At 68.7% G+C, this 16,578-nt stretch carries 11 protein-coding genes and 1 pseudogene; 3 read left to right on the forward strand and 9 right to left on the reverse strand.

Features of this window, described 5'->3' with window-relative positions; translation table 11 throughout:
• Positions 1-514: 514 nt before the first annotated feature.
• The 3 genes and pseudogenes from E1200_RS11065 to E1200_RS11075 form a co-directional block, all read right to left on the reverse strand.
• Positions 515-1,558: pseudogene (locus E1200_RS11065) on the reverse strand (ISL3 family transposase); the annotation flags it as partial.
• A 35-nt stretch (positions 1,559-1,593) separates the two neighbouring features.
• Positions 1,594-1,776 carry a DUF397 domain-containing protein gene (locus E1200_RS11070; protein ID WP_131951755.1) on the reverse strand — a complete coding sequence of 61 codons (183 nt, stop codon included), beginning with the start codon at positions 1,774-1,776 and terminating at the stop codon, positions 1,594-1,596.
• Complete coding sequence (locus E1200_RS11075) at positions 1,767-2,582, reverse strand: helix-turn-helix transcriptional regulator (protein WP_131951756.1); 816 nt, start codon at positions 2,580-2,582, stop codon at positions 1,767-1,769. Before E1200_RS11075 ends, E1200_RS11070 begins: the two co-directional genes overlap by 10 nt.
• 161 nt (positions 2,583-2,743) lie before the next feature.
• On the opposite strand from E1200_RS11075, the gene E1200_RS11080 reads away from it, so the two are divergent.
• Positions 2,744-3,133: an ATP-binding protein gene (locus E1200_RS11080; RefSeq protein WP_131951757.1), complete on the forward strand. Its 390-nt coding sequence runs from the start codon at positions 2,744-2,746 to the stop codon at positions 3,131-3,133.
• Complete coding sequence (locus E1200_RS11085; RefSeq protein WP_131951758.1) at positions 3,118-3,468, forward strand: hypothetical protein; 351 nt, start codon at positions 3,118-3,120, stop codon at positions 3,466-3,468. Before E1200_RS11080 ends, E1200_RS11085 begins: the two co-directional genes overlap by 16 nt.
• Before the next feature lie 34 nt (positions 3,469-3,502).
• Here the strand turns inward: E1200_RS11085 and E1200_RS11090 are convergent, their stop codons facing one another.
• Both E1200_RS11090 and E1200_RS11095 read right to left on the reverse strand, forming a co-directional pair.
• A complete protein-coding gene (locus tag E1200_RS11090; protein ID WP_131951759.1) occupies positions 3,503-4,744 on the reverse strand; it encodes a Clp protease N-terminal domain-containing protein in 1,242 nt (413 codons plus the stop codon).
• Between the two features lie 100 nt (positions 4,745-4,844).
• Complete coding sequence (locus tag E1200_RS11095) at positions 4,845-5,480, reverse strand: TetR family transcriptional regulator C-terminal domain-containing protein (protein WP_131951760.1); 636 nt, start codon at positions 5,478-5,480, stop codon at positions 4,845-4,847.
• 72 nt (positions 5,481-5,552) lie between these two features.
• Between E1200_RS11095 and E1200_RS11100 the strand changes: the two genes are divergently transcribed.
• Entirely contained in the window at positions 5,553-7,016 is a 1,464-nt protein-coding gene (locus E1200_RS11100) for a serine hydrolase domain-containing protein (RefSeq protein ID WP_131951761.1), read from the forward strand.
• 128 nt (positions 7,017-7,144) lie between these two features.
• Here the strand turns inward: E1200_RS11100 and E1200_RS11105 are convergent, their stop codons facing one another.
• From E1200_RS11105 to E1200_RS11120, 4 genes are all read right to left on the reverse strand, one after another.
• Positions 7,145-11,017 carry a DNA-directed RNA polymerase subunit beta' gene (locus E1200_RS11105; protein ID WP_131951762.1) on the reverse strand — a complete coding sequence of 1,291 codons (3,873 nt, stop codon included), beginning with the start codon at positions 11,015-11,017 and terminating at the stop codon, positions 7,145-7,147.
• A 20-nt stretch (positions 11,018-11,037) separates the two neighbouring features.
• Positions 11,038-14,505 carry a DNA-directed RNA polymerase subunit beta gene (rpoB, locus tag E1200_RS11110; protein WP_131951763.1) on the reverse strand — a complete coding sequence of 1,156 codons (3,468 nt, stop codon included), beginning with the start codon at positions 14,503-14,505 and terminating at the stop codon, positions 11,038-11,040.
• A gap of 463 nt (positions 14,506-14,968) precedes the next feature.
• Positions 14,969-16,093, reverse strand: coding sequence for a hypothetical protein (locus tag E1200_RS11115; protein ID WP_131951764.1), 1,125 nt, complete (start codon positions 16,091-16,093; stop codon positions 14,969-14,971).
• Entirely contained in the window at positions 16,090-16,578 is a 489-nt protein-coding gene (locus E1200_RS11120; RefSeq protein ID WP_243708477.1) for a hypothetical protein, read from the reverse strand. Before E1200_RS11120 ends, E1200_RS11115 begins: the two co-directional genes overlap by 4 nt.

A 16,578-nucleotide genomic window follows, 5' to 3' on the forward strand; every position in this document is an offset into this window, starting at 1 on the left:
GCCCCACCCCGACCCGCACCCGCCGCAAAACCGCCGGCCCCTAGAAGCAGAGGCACACGTGTTCTGAATCATGGTGCAGCGGACAAGAAGCCGAGAACGTCGGACACGTCCAGCGGAAACCGCGACCAGTGAGCCACCTTCAGCGGCAGCTTCGGGGTGCGGATCACACCATGATCGCGGTCGGCGTGAGCAGTGCCGGGACGTCAAGAAGCCCTGGTAGGACGGTTGATCTCTCACACCCGCCCGTCCAGGTCAGGGGCCTCACATGCTTTCGTACCGCGCTTCGCTGCCGTTGTCCTGTCGGATAATGGCTTACGCCACCGGGGTGTGCGTGGCGCTAGGGCAACGAGACCGCCGACGCGCTGGCCGTCCGCTCCCCCAATCCCGGCACCGCGCCGACCAAAGCCGCCAAAGACGGCCTGCCGTACCTGGTGCTGGACGGCACCTTAATCTCGACCGACTGGATTGTCGACGACGCGTGAATACTGGCTCTGGCACACATTCCGTGATTGGGCTAGTCGGCGAGCAGGATGCGCTTGCGGAGTAGGTCGGGGTTGGCCCGGCCATACATCTGCCGCTTGATCGTCTTGATCCGGTTCACGTGGCCTTCGACCGGGCCGGAGCTGTGGTTCAGGGTCAGGCCTGCTCGTGCGGCGTCGAAGTCGCGGCGGAGGCCGGTGACGAAGGAGTGGAGTTCGGGCAGGTCATCGGCTTGAACGGCGTTCATCCAGGATTCCAGCCGGTTACCTTGGCGGTCGAGCATCATCACGGCGAACGCGGCGACGTGCCGTCGCAGTGCGGCCAGCGTCGGGCTCGCCTGGGTCAGAATGTCGAGTTGGTGGTGCTCGTCTGTGGTCAGACGTGCCGGGTTGCGCAGGAACCAGCCGGCGGCCTTGCGGACGGTGGGCCGGGGGAGCTTTGGTGGCGTGGCCGGGGCGGTCGAGCGCCAGGGCCGTTGGCGGTGGTGTAGTTCGACTTCCGCCATGCAGCGTTGATCAGGTCCATTTCTCCCGCACCACCTTTGCGGTTCCGCACGGACGGTGTTGCGAGCCAAGCCGAGAGTTCGTGCGATGGTCCGCAGGTCGTGGCCTTGCGCGAGGAGATCGTGGACGGCGGAATGCCGCTGCCGGACGCGGTCGGCGAACGGCCCGGTCCGCAGACCGGCATGCGGCGCGGGATCTGGAAGCGTGGGATCCAGCGCCGGCGAGGCCGCCGACCCCGTCGGGGTGGCGAGAAGCGGCAGGTCGCGCAGGTGATCGCGGTGTCGGGCGACAGTGCGTTCGACGGCGTCGCCGATGTTTGTCCACATGTGCCAGCGGTCGGCGACCTGGATGGCGTCCGGGGCGCCGCGGGAGGCGCCTTCGGCATAGCCACCGGCCCGGTCCCGGCATATGACCTCCACTCCAGGGTGGTTGTTCAGCCAGGCGGCGAGTGTGTCGGCCGCCCGGTCGGTCAGCACATCGACGGGACGGCCGGTCACCAGGTCGATGAGGATCGTGCCGTAGGTGTGCCCGCGCCGAAACGCGAAGTCGTCCACCCCCAGCACCCGCGGCGTCGATCCCTCGGGTCGCGGACACGAGGCGTGGCCGTCTCCTACCGTTTGAGCTCGGTCAGCAGCGCGGCGAACGCCCGCCGACTCACCAGCAGCTTCGGCCCGTCCGGGTCCTTGCTGTCACGAACGGCGACCGTGCCGGGAACCGAGGCCAGTTCCACGCACTCACCGCCATTGGCGGTGGTGTAGCTGGACTTCCGCCATGCGGTCTTAGTCAGGTCCATTTCTCCCGTACCACCTTGCGAATCATTTCGAGGGACTGGTCCGTGGGCAGGGCCAGCGATCGGACGACCATGAGGGTTCTGCTGAGGGTCGCGATGTCTTCCGGGTCGCTCATCGTGAGTCCGCGCGCCGCCATGTCCGCGTACGCGATCTCGGTCCGGTCAGCCAGGGTAGCGATGGTGAACGCACCGCTGTTGCCGACGTGCTCACCCCGGCTCGGGACGATCTGCAGGGCCACGGCGCCCTGTTCGGCCATGAGGAGCAGGTGCTCCAACTGCTCTTTCATGATCTCGGCGCTGCCGGTGAGCCGGTGAAGGGACACCTCGTCCTGGAGGAGCGAGAAGTCGGGTGGGGGCGGGTTCTCCCTGGAGAGGATGCTCTGCCGGTTCATCCGGGCTTCTACGGCGTCCTTGTCGCCCTTGAGCACCGCTGATGCATAGGCCGGGGTCTGGAGCAGTCCATGGACCAGGAGGGGCTGGTACGACTCCAGCATGCGCGCCTCGGGTTCGACGGTGTGCCAGTCGAACCAGGTTGGGAAGGTCGCGTCCTTGACCAGGTCGTCGTAGAGGTAGAGAAGCTCGCCGTTCGCATCCAGGACGTGGTCCATCGTCTCGGCGAAGTCCCGCGTGCAGCGGGTCCGGCCGTTCTCGACCGCCCCGATGTACTGCGGCTTGACGCCCATGCCGCCGTTGGCGCGCCGGGCGACGGATTCCTGCGTCCAGCCCTTGGCCTCCCTCAGCCGCCGGAATCGGCGTCCGAAGGCGAGCAGCGTCGGCGAGACCGTCCCGCGCTTCCGCTGTGGGGACATGTCCTCATCCTCCCTTGTAAAGGGCGCCCAACCAACACTCAAGTGGCACGGACGCACGGAACCTGACTTGCCTCGCATGGCCTGCGATTTGTCACGCAGAGTACTTCGAATGTGGCTGACTGTTGCCGCAAATGCAGGAACTCGTAGCGAAGGTGGTGGCCATGCCTCCGACTGCTGTGGCGCCTGAGGTGCCGACGCTCGTTCTCGAACCGTCCGAACGGGCGCCCTCGCTGGCGCGGCGGTTCGTCGCCGGCTGGTTCCGGGAGTGGGGCATCGCGGACGACTCCGATGCGCGAGTCGTCGTCTCCGAACTCGTCACGAACTCGCTGGTACACGGGGAAGGGCCGATCGTCGTCCGGGTGCTGCGGGACGAGTGCGACGGGCGTCCCGTGATCGAGACGTGGGACGGAGGGCCGGGGCTGCCCGAGATCAAGCCGGAGGACCATGCCTCCACGTCCGGACGCGGACTGCTCATGGTTTCGCAGCTCGCCTTGGAATGGGGCACGCGTCCGCTGCTGGAAGGGGGCAAGCTGACGTGGGCGAAGTGCTGAACGTGGAACGCGGCATCCTTCTCTGGCGGACTCGAATGGGCCGGAAGACCGCCGTGCGGTACCTCGACGTCCTCTCCTTGGCGCTGCGTCCACAGGGATGGCGATTCATCAAGCTCTACCGGCCCGCCCCGATTCCGCTGCTGCGCGTCTACGCGTGCGGGGTCGAGGAGGTCGGAATCATGGTGAGCGTCCTCGCCGTACCGGGCGGCGCCTGGGGCTACCACGAAGCCTCGCGCGGACGTCGCGGATACCTCGCCCCCTGCGGCGACGCGAAGTCCGCCGCCGAAGTGGTGGACAGCCTCCTCAAGCACCGCATGTACCCGTCCACCTGGTAATGCGGCGTCGCTCAACGGCAAGGACGCGGCGGGGTCAGCTTTGTGCGTCCGATGATCCGGGGGCGGCGGCTTCGAGGCGTTGGACGGCTTCGGAGCGGAGGGTGGCGGGGTCGGCGCCGAGTTCGCGGAGCAGCCGTGCCGCGGGACCTCCCGAATCCGCGAGCAGTTCCGCGAGCACGTGGGTCGTGCCCGTGAACGGGTGGCCGAGGCGTTGCGCGGACAGGCTGGCCAGGCGTAACGCGGACAGCGCCGTGCGGCCTGGGAGGACGTCGCTCTCCGGCGCGGACGGCAATGGCGGCCAGCCCTCCGTCGGCACACCGGTCAGGTCATGCTCGGCGTCGTCCGGGACGGACTCCAGACGCACCGCCGCCGCCCACGCATCCGGCCCCGGACGGATGCCGTGCGCGGCAAGAATCACGCCGGCCTGGTTCCATTGGGCGACCTTGTCCGTCAGCTGCGTGTCGGCCTGGTCGAGTTGCCAGTGCAGGTCGATCACGCCGAGCAGGACGTGAGCGGCCGTGACGACGCCGTGGCCGGTCTGCAGGGCCTTGCTCACGGCCTCGCCCTCTACCCAGGCCAGCAGCGGGTGGCCGTAGCGGGCACCGTGCCGGCGGAAGGGACGTTGGAGCTGACGGACGAACCACCACGACGCAGTCCGCCAGAGCCAACGAGAGAGCCGCGAGCCGGAACCGGGTGTCTGCCCGAACAGGTACAGCGAACCGACCGCCCCCGACGTTTGGTGGTTGTCGTCCCGCCGTAGGTCCTGGCCCAGTTCGATGCGTCGCAGGTCCTCCTCCGGAACCCACTGGGTCAGCGAGTTCGCGGCCGGGCCGGGCAGCCTCAGAAGGGCCGCCACAAGGTGATGGGGCTCGGCGTATCCGTGCTCCGCGGCCGTGGCGATCGCGTCGTGCACCGCGTATCGGACGGCGGGCGAGAACGCCGGCACCGCGCGGCCTTTGCGGCGGCGGTCCTCTCCCCCGGAGTAGGCCACCCCTCCCAGCAGCACGGCGGCTCGGTAAGCCACCTCCCGCCCGAAGTCCGATTCCCACTCCGTCGAAGGCGGCGGCGGATCGGGCTGCGCGGCGTCGCCCCGCCACCCGGTGTTGTTCAGGAGCGGAGCGAGCAGTGGGCGACCATCGGAGGTCCTGACGTTGAACGCCGCGCAGTCCAAAACGAGATCCGTCCCGATCTCATCGACGCCCGCACGGCACGCCCGCCGGTAGGCGCGGTAGAGAAGCAGTCGGAACAATCCGCTCGGCGGTTCGACCATCGGCATCTCCGATCCCTCCAGCGCACCGTAACCGCTCCGGAGATTCACCACCGGGTCTGATGACTCACTCGCGCCGACCGGCTCGCGTCCAGTTGGGGCGGCATCACTAGGGGCGCGTGTCCTGGTACTGGCGGCATTCGCCGGTGAAGACGGCTGCCAGTTCGGTCTTGATGATCGCGGGGGCGATGTCGGCGAGTTCCGTTGAGTCGCGGTATGCCTGTATTGCCAGGCCGTCGGTCACGGCGGCCAGGCGGACGGCGGCGGGTCTCGGGTCGAGCGCCGGTTCGACCTCCCCGCACTCCTTCCCGTTGTGGACGGCCTGGGCCAGCTCGTCGAGGAGTGTGCGGGCCGTCGCGATGTCGACCTCGGCCAGAGCCGGGACGTCCAGGGCGCGGCCCTGGAACGCCTTGACGACGCGAAACTCCGCGCGGCGTTCGCCGTCCAAGGGCAGGAACTCCGCCAGCGCCTCGGCCAGCACCTGCGAAATCGGCCGGTGGTGTTCGACGCCGGCCCGGATCCGCTCGTCGACCCTGCGGCGGATGGATGCGCTGACGTGGCCGAACGCATGCAGGAGCATGTCGTCCTTGGTCCGGAAGTAGTGCTGCACCAGGCCGACCGAGATGCCCGCGGCGGCGGCGGTGCGGGCGACGGTGACGGTGTCGAAGCCGTCTTCGGCGATCAGCTCGCAGACCGCCACGGCGATCTGGCGGCGGCGCTGCTCATGGTCCGCGATTCTCGGCACTTGATAACCATATCGTCGTACGGTAAAACCGTATGACCATATTGTTATCTGCCCCGGCTCCGAGGACTCCCCATGCGCATCCGGCTTTTCCTGCGGCTCGGCACGGCCCTCCTGCTGGTACTGCTGTGCGTCCCGCTCGTCCCGGCCTCTGCGCAGTCCGGGCAGTACGCGGCGATCGACGCCCTTGTCCGGGAGCGGATGAGGGACACGCACGTTCCCGGGCTCGCCTACGCCGTGGTCGGCCCCGACGGCCCGATCCACCAGCGCACCTGGGGGACGGACGGACGAGGTGACCGCGTCACGCCCGAAACCCCGTTCCTGTGGGGCTCGGTCGCCAAGCCCGTCACGGCGACCGCCGTCATGGCACTCGTCCAGGCGCGGCGGCTGGGCCTGGGCGACCGGGTCGTCGATCGTCTGCCGGAGTTCCGGTTCGGCGGGGCGGCGCATGTTTCCCGAGTCACGGTCCGCCATCTGCTGAACCAGACCGCCGGGATCCCCGCGTCGGCGACGTTCAAGGTCACCGACTGCTTCGGGGCCGGTTGCCCGCGTCCCGCCGAGCGGCTCCGCGCGCTGGACGGTGTGACCCCGCTCGGACCTCCCGGGAGCCGATACGCCTACAGCAGCGCCAACTACCTGGCCCTCGCCGCCGTGGTCGAGTCGGTCACCGGGCGGCCGTACGCCGAGCATCTGCGCCGATCCGTGCTCGCGCCCGCGGGCATGGACGGCGCGATCGCCGACGCCGGAGCGGCCGAGCGACTTCCTCCCGGGCACCAGCTCCTGTGGGGCTTCCCCGCCGCGACGGCGGACGGGTTCGACCACCACGGTGTCGGCTACGGCTACCTGGGCGGCGACCTCGATGACCTCACCGCCTTCGCCGCACTCCAGCTCCGGTCGGGCAGCCCCGTGCTGACGCCCGACTCGGCGCGGGCCATGCGCGAGGAGGGGCGGCTGGTCCCCGGCGGCGACGGGTCGGGCTACGGGTACGGCTGGCGGATCGGCGGACTGGACGCGCCGCTCGACGACGCCATCTGGCATACCGGCGGCGTCCCCGGTTACTCCGCGATGGTCTTCCTGCTGCCGCGGCAGAACGTCGCCCTCGTCCTGCACCAGAACCTCTACGGGCTCCTGCAGGACTCGGCGGTCATGCGGGTCGGGTTCGACGCGGCACGGCTCCTCGCGGGTGGCGAGCCCGCCGAGCCGCCCTCGGCGGCCGGGCACCACCTGACCGTCTGGGGCATCACTGCGGTCGCCGTTCTGATGCTCCTGGCGGCCGGTCGCTCGGTGCAACTGCTCCGCCGCCCGGCCGGCAACGCCTCCACGCGGCGCCGTGCCACCGTGGCCGCCGCCTGGGTTTTGGCAGGCGCATCGCCCGGGATCGGCCTCGTGGCGCTGGCCGGGCGGGTCGGCCTGTCCGCACCGATGATCTGGGTGCCGGACGCGTTCCTCGCCCTGTGCGTCGCCGCCGCAGCCGGCACGGCGACCGCCGCGCTCCGCCTAGCGCTCGCTGTCCGCCCCACCCGGGCCGATCCTCGTTGACTTGCGGCGTGTTGCCCTTATGGAGCGCTCCATAAGGGCAACACGCCGCAAGTCAACGGAGTCGGGGCGGGGACGGCGAAGGCCGCCGTCCGCGTTTGCGGACGGCGGCCTTTGCGCTTCGTGCGGGTTTAGCGGTTGTACTGGCCGAAGTCGTACTCCTCCAGCGGGACGGCCTCGCCGGAGCCCGACCCGAAGGCGTACTCGGCGCCGTCGTCGTAGGAGCCGACGGAGTACACCGCCGCCTTCGCCTCCTCGGTCGGCTCGACCCGGACGTTGCGGTACTGCGGCATGCCGGTACCGGCCGGGATGAGCTTGCCGATGATGACGTTCTCCTTGAGGCCGAGCAGCGGGTCGCTCTTGGCGTGCATCGCCGCCTCGGTGAGCACCCGGGTCGTCTCCTGGAAGGACGCCGCCGACAGCCACGACTCGGTCGCGAGCGACGCCTTGGTGATGCCCATCAGGACGGGGCGGCCCGCGGCGGGCACACCGCCCTCGGCCACCACGCTGCGGTTCGTCTCCTCGAAGATCGGCCGCTCGACCAGGTCGCCCGGCAGCAGATCGGTGTCACCCGACTCGAGGATGTTCACCCGCTTCAGCATCTGACGGACGATGATCTCGATGTGCTTGTCGTGGATCGACACGCCCTGCGACCGGTAGACCTCCTGGACCTCCTGGACCAGGTGGAGCTGCACGGCGCGGGGGCCGAGGATGCGCAGCACCTCGTGCGGGTTGATCGCACCCGCGATGAGCTGCTGGCCGACATCGACGCGCTCGCCCTCCTTGACCAGGAGGCGCGACCGCATCGGCACCGGGTAGGCGATCTCGTCGGAGCCGTCGTCGGGGACGACGACGACCTTCCGCGACTTCTCCGTCTCGTCGATCTTGACGGTGCCGGCGACCTCGCTGATCGGGGCCACACCCTTGGGGATGCGGGCCTCGAACAGCTCCTGGACACGCGGCAGGCCGTGCGTGATGTCGCCGCCCGCCACACCGCCGGTGTGGAAGGTGCGCATCGTCAGCTGCGTGCCGGGCTCGCCGATGGACTGCGCGGCGATGATGCCGACGGCCTCACCGACGTCCACCCGCTTGCCGGTGGCCAGCGAGCGGCCGTAGCAGGCGGCGCAGACACCGATCTTGGCCTCGCAGACCAGGGCGCTGCGGGTGCGGACCTTGTCCACGCCCGCCTCGACCAGCCGCGACACGACCGCGTCGGACAGGTCGGTGTCGGCCGGGAAGATGACCGTCCCGTCGACGACGACGTCCTCGGCGATCGTGCGGCCGACCAGGCTCGTCTCCGAGGTGGCCAGCTTGACCAGCGTGCCGTCCGGCATCTTGTCGGCGACCTCGAACGGGATCGTCCGGTCGGTGCCGCAGTCGATCTCGCGGACGATGACGTCCTGCGCGACGTCCACCAGGCGCCGGGTCAGGTAACCCGAGTCGGCGGTGCGCAGCGCGGTGTCGGCCAGGCCCTTGCGGGCGCCGTGCGTCGAGATGAAGTACTCGACGACCGACAGGCCCTCGCGGAACGACGACTTGATCGGACGCGGGATGGTCTCGCCCTTGGGGTTGGAGACCAGGCCGCGCATACCGGCGATCTGGCGGAGCTGGAGCGGGTTGCCGCGGGCACCCGACTGGATCATCATCCAGATCGGGTTGTCCTTCGGGAACGCCTCCTCCATGTCCACCGCGACGTCCGCGGTGGCCTTGTTCCAGATCTCGATGAGCTCCTGCTTGCGCTCGTCGTCGGTGATCAGGCCGCGGTTGAACTCCCGCTGCACCTTCTCCGCGCGCTGCTCGTAGCCGGCCAGGATGTCCGCCTTGTTCGGCGGCGCGAGGACGTCGTCGATCGCGATCGTGACGCCCGACCTGGTCGCCCAGTGGAAACCGGTGCCCTTCAGCGCGTCGAGCGAGTTGGCGACCTGGACCTTCGGGTAGGTCTCCGCCAGCTCGTTGACGATGGCCGACAGCTGCTTCTTGCCGATCTCGTCGTCGACGAACGGGAAGTCGTCCGGCAGCGTCTCGTTGAACATGGCGCGGCCGAGCGTGGTCTCCAGCCGGTACGGCTGGCCCGGCTCGTAGCCCTCCGGCGCGATCCAGTCGCGCGGCGGCGGGATGTCCTTCAGCCGCAGGCTGATCTTGGCCTGCAGGTCCAGCTCACCCCGGTCGTAGGCCATGATCGCCTCGGCGGCCGACCCGAACGCGCGCCCCTCGCCCTTCGCGCCCTCCTTGAGGGTCGTCAGCCAGTACAGGCCGATGACCATGTCCTGGGTGGGCATGGTGACGGGCTTGCCGTCCGACGGCTTCAGGATGTTGTTCGTCGACAGCATCAGGATGCGCGCCTCGGCCTGGGCCTCGGCCGACAGCGGCAGGTGCACGGCCATCTGGTCGCCGTCGAAGTCCGCGTTGAACGCGGTGCAGACGAGCGGGTGGATCTGGATGGCCTTGCCCTCGACCAGCTGCGGCTCGAACGCCTGGATGCCGAGGCGGTGCAGGGTCGGCGCCCGGTTCAGCAGCACCGGGTGCTCGGTGATGACCTCTTCCAGCACGTCCCACACGACCGGGCGGGCCCGCTCGACCATCCGCTTGGCGGACTTGATGTTCTGCGCGTGGTTGAGGTCGACCAGCCGCTTCATGACGAACGGCTTGAACAGCTCCAGCGCCATCTGCTTGGGCAGGCCGCACTGGTGCAGCTTCAGCTGCGGGCCGACGACGATGACCGAACGGCCGGAGTAGTCGACGCGCTTGCCCAGCAGGTTCTGCCGGAACCGGCCCTGCTTGCCCTTGAGCATGTCGGACAGCGACTTCAGCGGACGGTTGCCGGGCCCGGTGACCGGGCGGCCGCGGCGGCCGTTGTCGAACAGCGCGTCGACGGCCTCCTGCAGCATCCGCTTCTCGTTGTTGACGATGATTTCGGGCGCGCCCAGGTCGAGCAGGCGCTTGAGCCGGTTGTTCCGGTTGATGACGCGGCGGTACAGGTCGTTCAGGTCGGACGTCGCGAAACGGCCGCCGTCGAGCTGCACCATCGGACGCAGGTCCGGCGGGATCACCGGGATGCAGTCCAGGACCATGCCGAGCGGGCTGTTGCGGGTGTTCAGGAACGCCGACACGACCTTCAGCCGCTTGAGGGCGCGGGCCTTCTTCTGGCCCTTGCCCGTGCGGATGACGTCGCGCAGCTTCTCGGCCTCGGCGTCGAGGTCGAAGTTCTGCAGCCGCGCCTGGATGGCCGCGGCGCCCATGCCGCCCTCGAAGTACTTGCCGAACCGGTCGCGCATCTCGCGGTAGAGCAGCTCGTCGCCCTCCAGGTCCTGGACCTTGAGGTTCTTGAAGCGGCTCCAGACCTCGTCGAGGCGGTCGAGTTCGCGCTGCGCGCGGTCGCGCAGCTGCTTCATCTCCCGCTCGGCGCCGTCGCGCACCTTGCGCTTCTGGTCGGCCTTCGCGCCGGCCTCCTCCAGCTCCGCCAGGTCGCCCTCCAGCTTCTGCTGGCGGGCCTCGACCTGCGCGTCGCGGGCCTGCTCGATCTGCTGGCGCTCCACGGAGATGTGGGCCTCCAGCGTCGGCAGGTCGCGGTCGCGCCGCTCGGCGTCCACGCTGGTGATCATGTAGGCCGCGAAGTAGATGATCTTTTCGAGATCCTTCGGGGCCAGGTCCAGCAGGTAGCCGAGGCGGGACGGGACGCCCTTGAAGTACCAGATGTGCGTGACCGGGGCGGCCAGCTCGATGTGGCCCATCCGCTCACGGCGCACCTTGGCGCGGGTCACCTCGACGCCGCAGCGCTCGCAGATGATGCCCTTGAACCGGACGCGCTTGTACTTACCGCAGTAGCACTCCCAGTCGCGGGTAGGACCGAAGATCTTCTCGCAGAAGAGCCCGTCCTTCTCCGGCTTCAGGGTCCGGTAGTTGATCGTCTCCGGCTTCTTCACCTCGCCGTGCGACCACTGGCGGATATCGTCGGCGGTCGCCAGACCGATGCGAAGCTCGTCGAAGAAGTTGACGTCAAGCAACAGTTTTCCCCTTGAGTTGATCAGACCTCTTCGACACTGCTCGGCTCACGCCGGGACAGGTCGATGCCGAGCTCCTCCGCAGCACGGAAGACGTCCTCGTCGGTGTCGCGCATCTCGATGGACATGCCGTCGCTGGAGAGCACCTCGACGTTGAGGCACAGCGACTGCATCTCCTTGATGAGCACCTTGAAGGACTCGGGAATGCCGGGCTCGGGGATGTTCTCGCCCTTGACGATGGCCTCGTACACCTTCACGCGGCCGAGGACGTCGTCGGACTTGATGGTCAGCAGCTCCTGCAGGGCGTAGGCGGCGCCGTACGCCTCCAGCGCCCACACCTCCATCTCACCGAACCGCTGCCCGCCGAACTGCGCCTTACCGCCGAGCGGCTGCTGGGTGATCATGGAGTACGGACCGGTCGACCGCGCGTGGATCTTGTCGTCGACCAGGTGGAGCAGCTTCAGGATGTAGATGTACCCGACCGAGATCGGGTCCTTGTACGGCTCGCCGGTGCGGCCGTCGAACAGCATGGCCTTGCCGCCCGGGCCGACCAGGCGGTCGCCGTCGCGGTTCGGCAGGGTGGCCTCGATCAGGCCGGTGACGTCGCTCTCCTGGGCACCGTCGAACACCGGGGTCGCGGTGTTGGTCCACGGCTCGGCCTCGTCGGCGCCGATCGCCTTGAGGGCCTTCTTCCAGTCGGCGTCGTCCCCCTCGATCTTCCAGCCGCGGGACGCGACCCAGCCGAGGTGGGTCTCCAGGACCTGGCCGACGTTCATGCGTCCGGGGACGCCGAGCGGGTTCAGGACGATGTCGACCGGGGTGCCGTCCTCCAGGAACGGCATGTCCTCGACCGGGAGCACCTTGGAGATGACGCCCTTGTTGCCGTGCCGGCCCGCGAGCTTGTCACCATCGGTGATCTTGCGCTTCTGCGCCACGTACACCCGGACCAGCTCGTTCACGCCGGGCGGGAGCTCGTCGCCCTCGTCGCGGGAGAACACCCGCACCCCGATGACCTTGCCCTGCTCGCCGTGCGGCACCTTCAGCGAGGTGTCGCGGACCTCGCGGGCCTTCTCACCGAAGATCGCGCGCAGCAGCCGCTCCTCCGGAGTCAGCTCGGTCTCGCCCTTCGGCGTGACCTTGCCGACCAGGATGTCGCCGGGGACGACATCGGCGCCGATGCGGATGATCCCGCGCTCGTCCAGGTCGGCCAGGACCTCTTCGGAGACGTTCGGGATGTCCCGGGTGATCTCCTCGGGCCCCAGCTTGGTGTCGCGGGCGTCGACCTCGTGCTCCTCGATGTGGATCGAGGACAGCACGTCGTCCTGCACCAGGCGCTGGGACAGGATGATCGCGTCTTCGTAGTTGTGCCCCTCCCACGGCATGAACGCCACCAGGAGGTTCTTGCCCAGCGCCATCTCACCCTGGTCGGTGCACGGACCGTCGGCGATCACCTGCCCGACCTCGACCCGGCCGCCTTCCTCGACGATCGGCTTCTGGTTGAAGCAGGTGCCCTGGTTCGACCGCTTGAACTTGGCGACGCGGTAGGTGGTCCGCGTGCCGTCGTCGTTCATGACGGTCACGTAGTCGGCCGAGACCTCCTCGACGACACCGGCCTTCTCGGCCGTGATGACGTCGCCGGCATCGACCGCCGCCCGGTACTCCATGCCGGTGCCGACCAGCGGCGCCTCGCTGCGCAGCAGGGGGACGGACTGGCGCTGCATGTTGGAGCCCATCAGCGCACGGTTGGCGTCGTCGTGCTCCAGGAACGGGATCATCGCGGTGGCGACGGAGGTCATCTGCCGCGCCGAGACGTCCATGTACTGGACGTCTCGGGCGGGCACGAGCTCGACCTCGGCGCCCTTCTTGCGGACCAGCACGCGATCGTCGGCGAACGTGCCGTCGTCGTTGATCAGCGAGTTGGCCTGCGCGATGATGTAGCGGTCTTCCTCATCGGCGGTGAGGTAGTCGATCTCGTCGGTGACGATGCCGTCGGTGACGCGCCGGTACGGGGTCTCGACGAACCCGAACGGGTTGACCCGCCCGTACGCCGCGAGCGAGCCGATCAGGCCGATGTTGGGGCCTTCCGGCGTCTCGATCGGGCACATCCGGCCGTAGTGGGACGGGTGGACGTCGCGGACCTCCATGCCCGCCCGCTCGCGCGACAGACCACCGGGACCCAGCGCCGACAGCCGCCGCTTGTGCGTCAGTCCGGCCAGGGGGTTGGTCTGGTCCATGAACTGCGACAGCTGGCTGGTGCCGAAGAACTCCTTGATGGAGGCGACGACGGGCCGGATGTTGATCAGCGTCTGCGGCGTGATCGCCTCGACGTCCTGCGTCGTCATCCGCTCGCGAACAACGCGCTCCATCCGCGCCAGGCCGAGCCGCACCTGGTTCTGGATCAGCTCACCCACCGTGCGCAGGCGCCGGTTGCCGAAGTGGTCGATGTCGTCGACCTCGATCGGCACCGCGACGGCACCGAGGGTGGCCTCCTCCTCACCGGCGTGCAGCCGGACGAGGTAGTCGATCGTCGCGACGACGTCGTCCTCGGTCAGCGTGCCCTGGTTCATGTCCAGGTCCAGGCCGAGCTTCTTGTTGATCTTGTAGCGGCCGACCTTGGCGACGTCGTACCGCTTCGGGTTGAAGTACAGGTTCTCCAGCAGCGTCTGCGCGGACTCGCGCGTCGGCGGCTCACCCGGCCGCAGCTTGCGGTAGATGTCGAGCAAAGCATCATCTTGGCCGGAGGTGTGGTCCTTCTCCAGCGTGACGTTGATCGACTCGTAGGAGCCGAAGCGCTCGCGGATGCGGGCCTCGTCCCAGCCGAGCGCCTTGAGCAGCACGGTGACGGGCTGCTTGCGCTTGCGGTCGATGCGGACGCCGACGTTGTCGCGCTTGTCGATCTCGAACTCGAGCCAGGCGCCGCGGCTGGGGATGACCCGGCAGCCGTAGATGTCCTTGTCGGACGCCTTGTCGAGGGCGCGGTCGAAGTACACGCCGGGCGAGCGCACGAGCTGGGAGACGACGACCCGCTCGGTGCCGTTGATGATGAAGGTGCCCTTCGACGTCATGAGCGGGAAGTCGCCCATGAACACCGTCTGGCTCTTGATCTCACCGGTGGTGTTGTTGATGAACTCCGCCGTGACGAACATCGGGGCGGAGTAGGTCATGTCCTTGTCCTTGCACTCCTCCACGGAGTACTTGGGCGGCTCGAACCGGTGGTCGCGGAACGACAGCGACATGGTTCCGGAGAAGTCCTCGATCGGACTGATCTCTTCGAAGATCTCCTCCAGCCCCGACTGCGTCGGGACGCTCTTACTTCCGGCCTTCTGGGCCGCCTCGACCCGGGCCTTCCACCTCTCATTGCCCAGCAGCCAGTCGAACGAGTTGGTCTGCAGAGCAAGGAGGTCCGGGACTTCGAGCGGCTCCTTGATGCGCGCGAAGGAGACGCGGTTCGGACCGGTTGCGGTATTCGAGGCGTTGCGCGAGGCTGCCAAGAGTGGTCCTTCCGAGGGCTCGCGGCGTAACTTGGTGACACGCACGCCAGACGATCCACCTCCGAGACCTGCACAAGGGGGTCCAAAAGGGACCACGGCAGGGGTGCTCTCAGCAGCGGATAGTCAGAGGGCAGCGCAAAGGGGCAGTGTAGCCGACTGGTACACCGCTCGCAACTCTAGCGCCGCAGTATGCATCACGTTGCCATGGAGCATCGCTCCTCAACGCCTCTCAGTCAAGAGCGGACTTGGACTTTTCGGCCCCTGACCTGCAGTGAGGAAGGCCATAGTTTAGAGCCCTCGCGGCGGTGCTCCGGCACCTCCCGCAGAGCCGCGAACGGCCGCCCCCGAAGGGGCGGCCGTTCGGTGTGCCACCAGGTCGTCGGCGAGCGGTCGCCGCGGAGCGGCGGCCGGTGGTTCGGTGGCCGGTGGCCGGGAAGGGTCAGGAGATCGTGGCCGGGACGGGTCAGGAGATCACGGCGACGTCCTGCGCCAGCCACTTGCCGTCCTTCTCGACCATCGTCAGCTTCAGGCGCAGCGACTCGGGGAGGCGCTGGGTCTCGTCGTCCTTGGTCGCCGCCGCGCGGTTGGCGTAGACGAGGACCACGACCTTCTCGGGTGTGGCGCTGACGATGCCCGTCTTGAGGACCGTCGTCGTCCCGACGAGCTGCCGCTGGGTCGCGTTCGCCTTGAAGACCGGCATCTCCTTCTCGTAGTCGCTGCGCAGCTTCCCGGTCGTCATGCCGAGGGCCGTGTTCATGTCGGCGTCGATGGTCCGGTAGTCGTAGGACGACAGCGCCTTCGCGGCCTTGGACGCCGCCCACGCGCCCTCCCGTCCGGCGGTCTCGACGGCGCTCTGCTCGCGGTCCTTGAGGTACAGCATCGTGGCCGCGGTGCCGAAGGCGATGACGAGCACCACGAGGACGGCGAGGACCGTGTACCCGGAGCGGGTGGCACCGGCGCCCCCTCGCTCCTCATCGTCGTCGTCTTCGTCGTCGTCTTCGTCTTCGTCTTCGTCGGTGGCGGCCGGCTTCTTCGCCTTGGACGTCTTGGTCAGCTTGGACGTCTTGGTCAGCTTGGCCGGCTTGACCGTCTTCTTCGGCTTCGCGGGCTCGGCGATCTCGTCCGTCTCGTCCGTCTCGTCCGGCTCGTCGTCGGCGTCGGCCGCGTCTTCCTCGTCGGCCTCGTCGTCGGTCTCCAGGTCGGCGGCGGCCTCCGCGTCGGGGTCGCCGTCCGAGGGGTTCTCGACTTCGGGGTCGTCCACGTCGGCCGTGGACGCCTCAGCGGCCGCTGAGGCGTTCTCTGCCGCGTCGGGGTCCTCATCGGGGGCCTCGGAGGCTTTCGCGGTTTTCTTCGCGCGACGGGGCTTCTCAGGCGTTTTGGCGGCCTTCGGCGCGTCTGCGGGCTCGTCATCGTCCGCGGCGGCGGCCTCCGCGGCCTCCTGGGCCAGCCGTGCCGCTTCCTTGGCCTTGGCGGCGGCCTCCTCGGCGAGGCGGGCGGCCTCGGCGGCCTCCTCCGCCTTGCGCGCCTTCTCGTCCGCGGCGTTCTCGTTCTTCCGTGCGGAGCGCTTGCCCCGGCCGAGCATGGTCACGGGACCACCTCCAGTTCGGACACGAGCCAGCGGTCATCGACCCGGGTCAGGTCCATCAGGTACCTGTAGGCGCGCGCCGCGCCTTCCTTCACCTTGGGGTTGGTGACCGTCCCGTTGAGGGACACCATCACTTCGGCGGAGTCGTCGTCGATGGAGACGACGCCGGCCTCCACCTGGTCGACGGCCGACTTGGCCTGGGTCTTGCTGAGCTGGTCCAGCAGCTGCTTCGACTGGGTGCTGAGCTTGTTCTTCAGCTCGCCGGTGGTGCCCGCGACGATCCGGTCGAGGTCCTTCTGGGCGGTCTCGTGGTTGAGCGACATCAGGTTGACGCCCATCTGGCGCGCCGCCTGCATCGCCTTGGCGCGCTCGTCCGCCTCGTTCTTGCCCTGCCAGGTGCGGACGCCGAGCACGCCGGTCGCGACGACCAGCGCGACGACGAGGACGCCCAGGACGATCGTGGTGATCTGGGGCCAGCGGCGCCTCAT

Source organism: Actinomadura sp. GC306 (assembly GCF_004348665.1).
Taxonomy (GTDB): domain Bacteria; phylum Actinomycetota; class Actinomycetes; order Streptosporangiales; family Streptosporangiaceae; genus Spirillospora.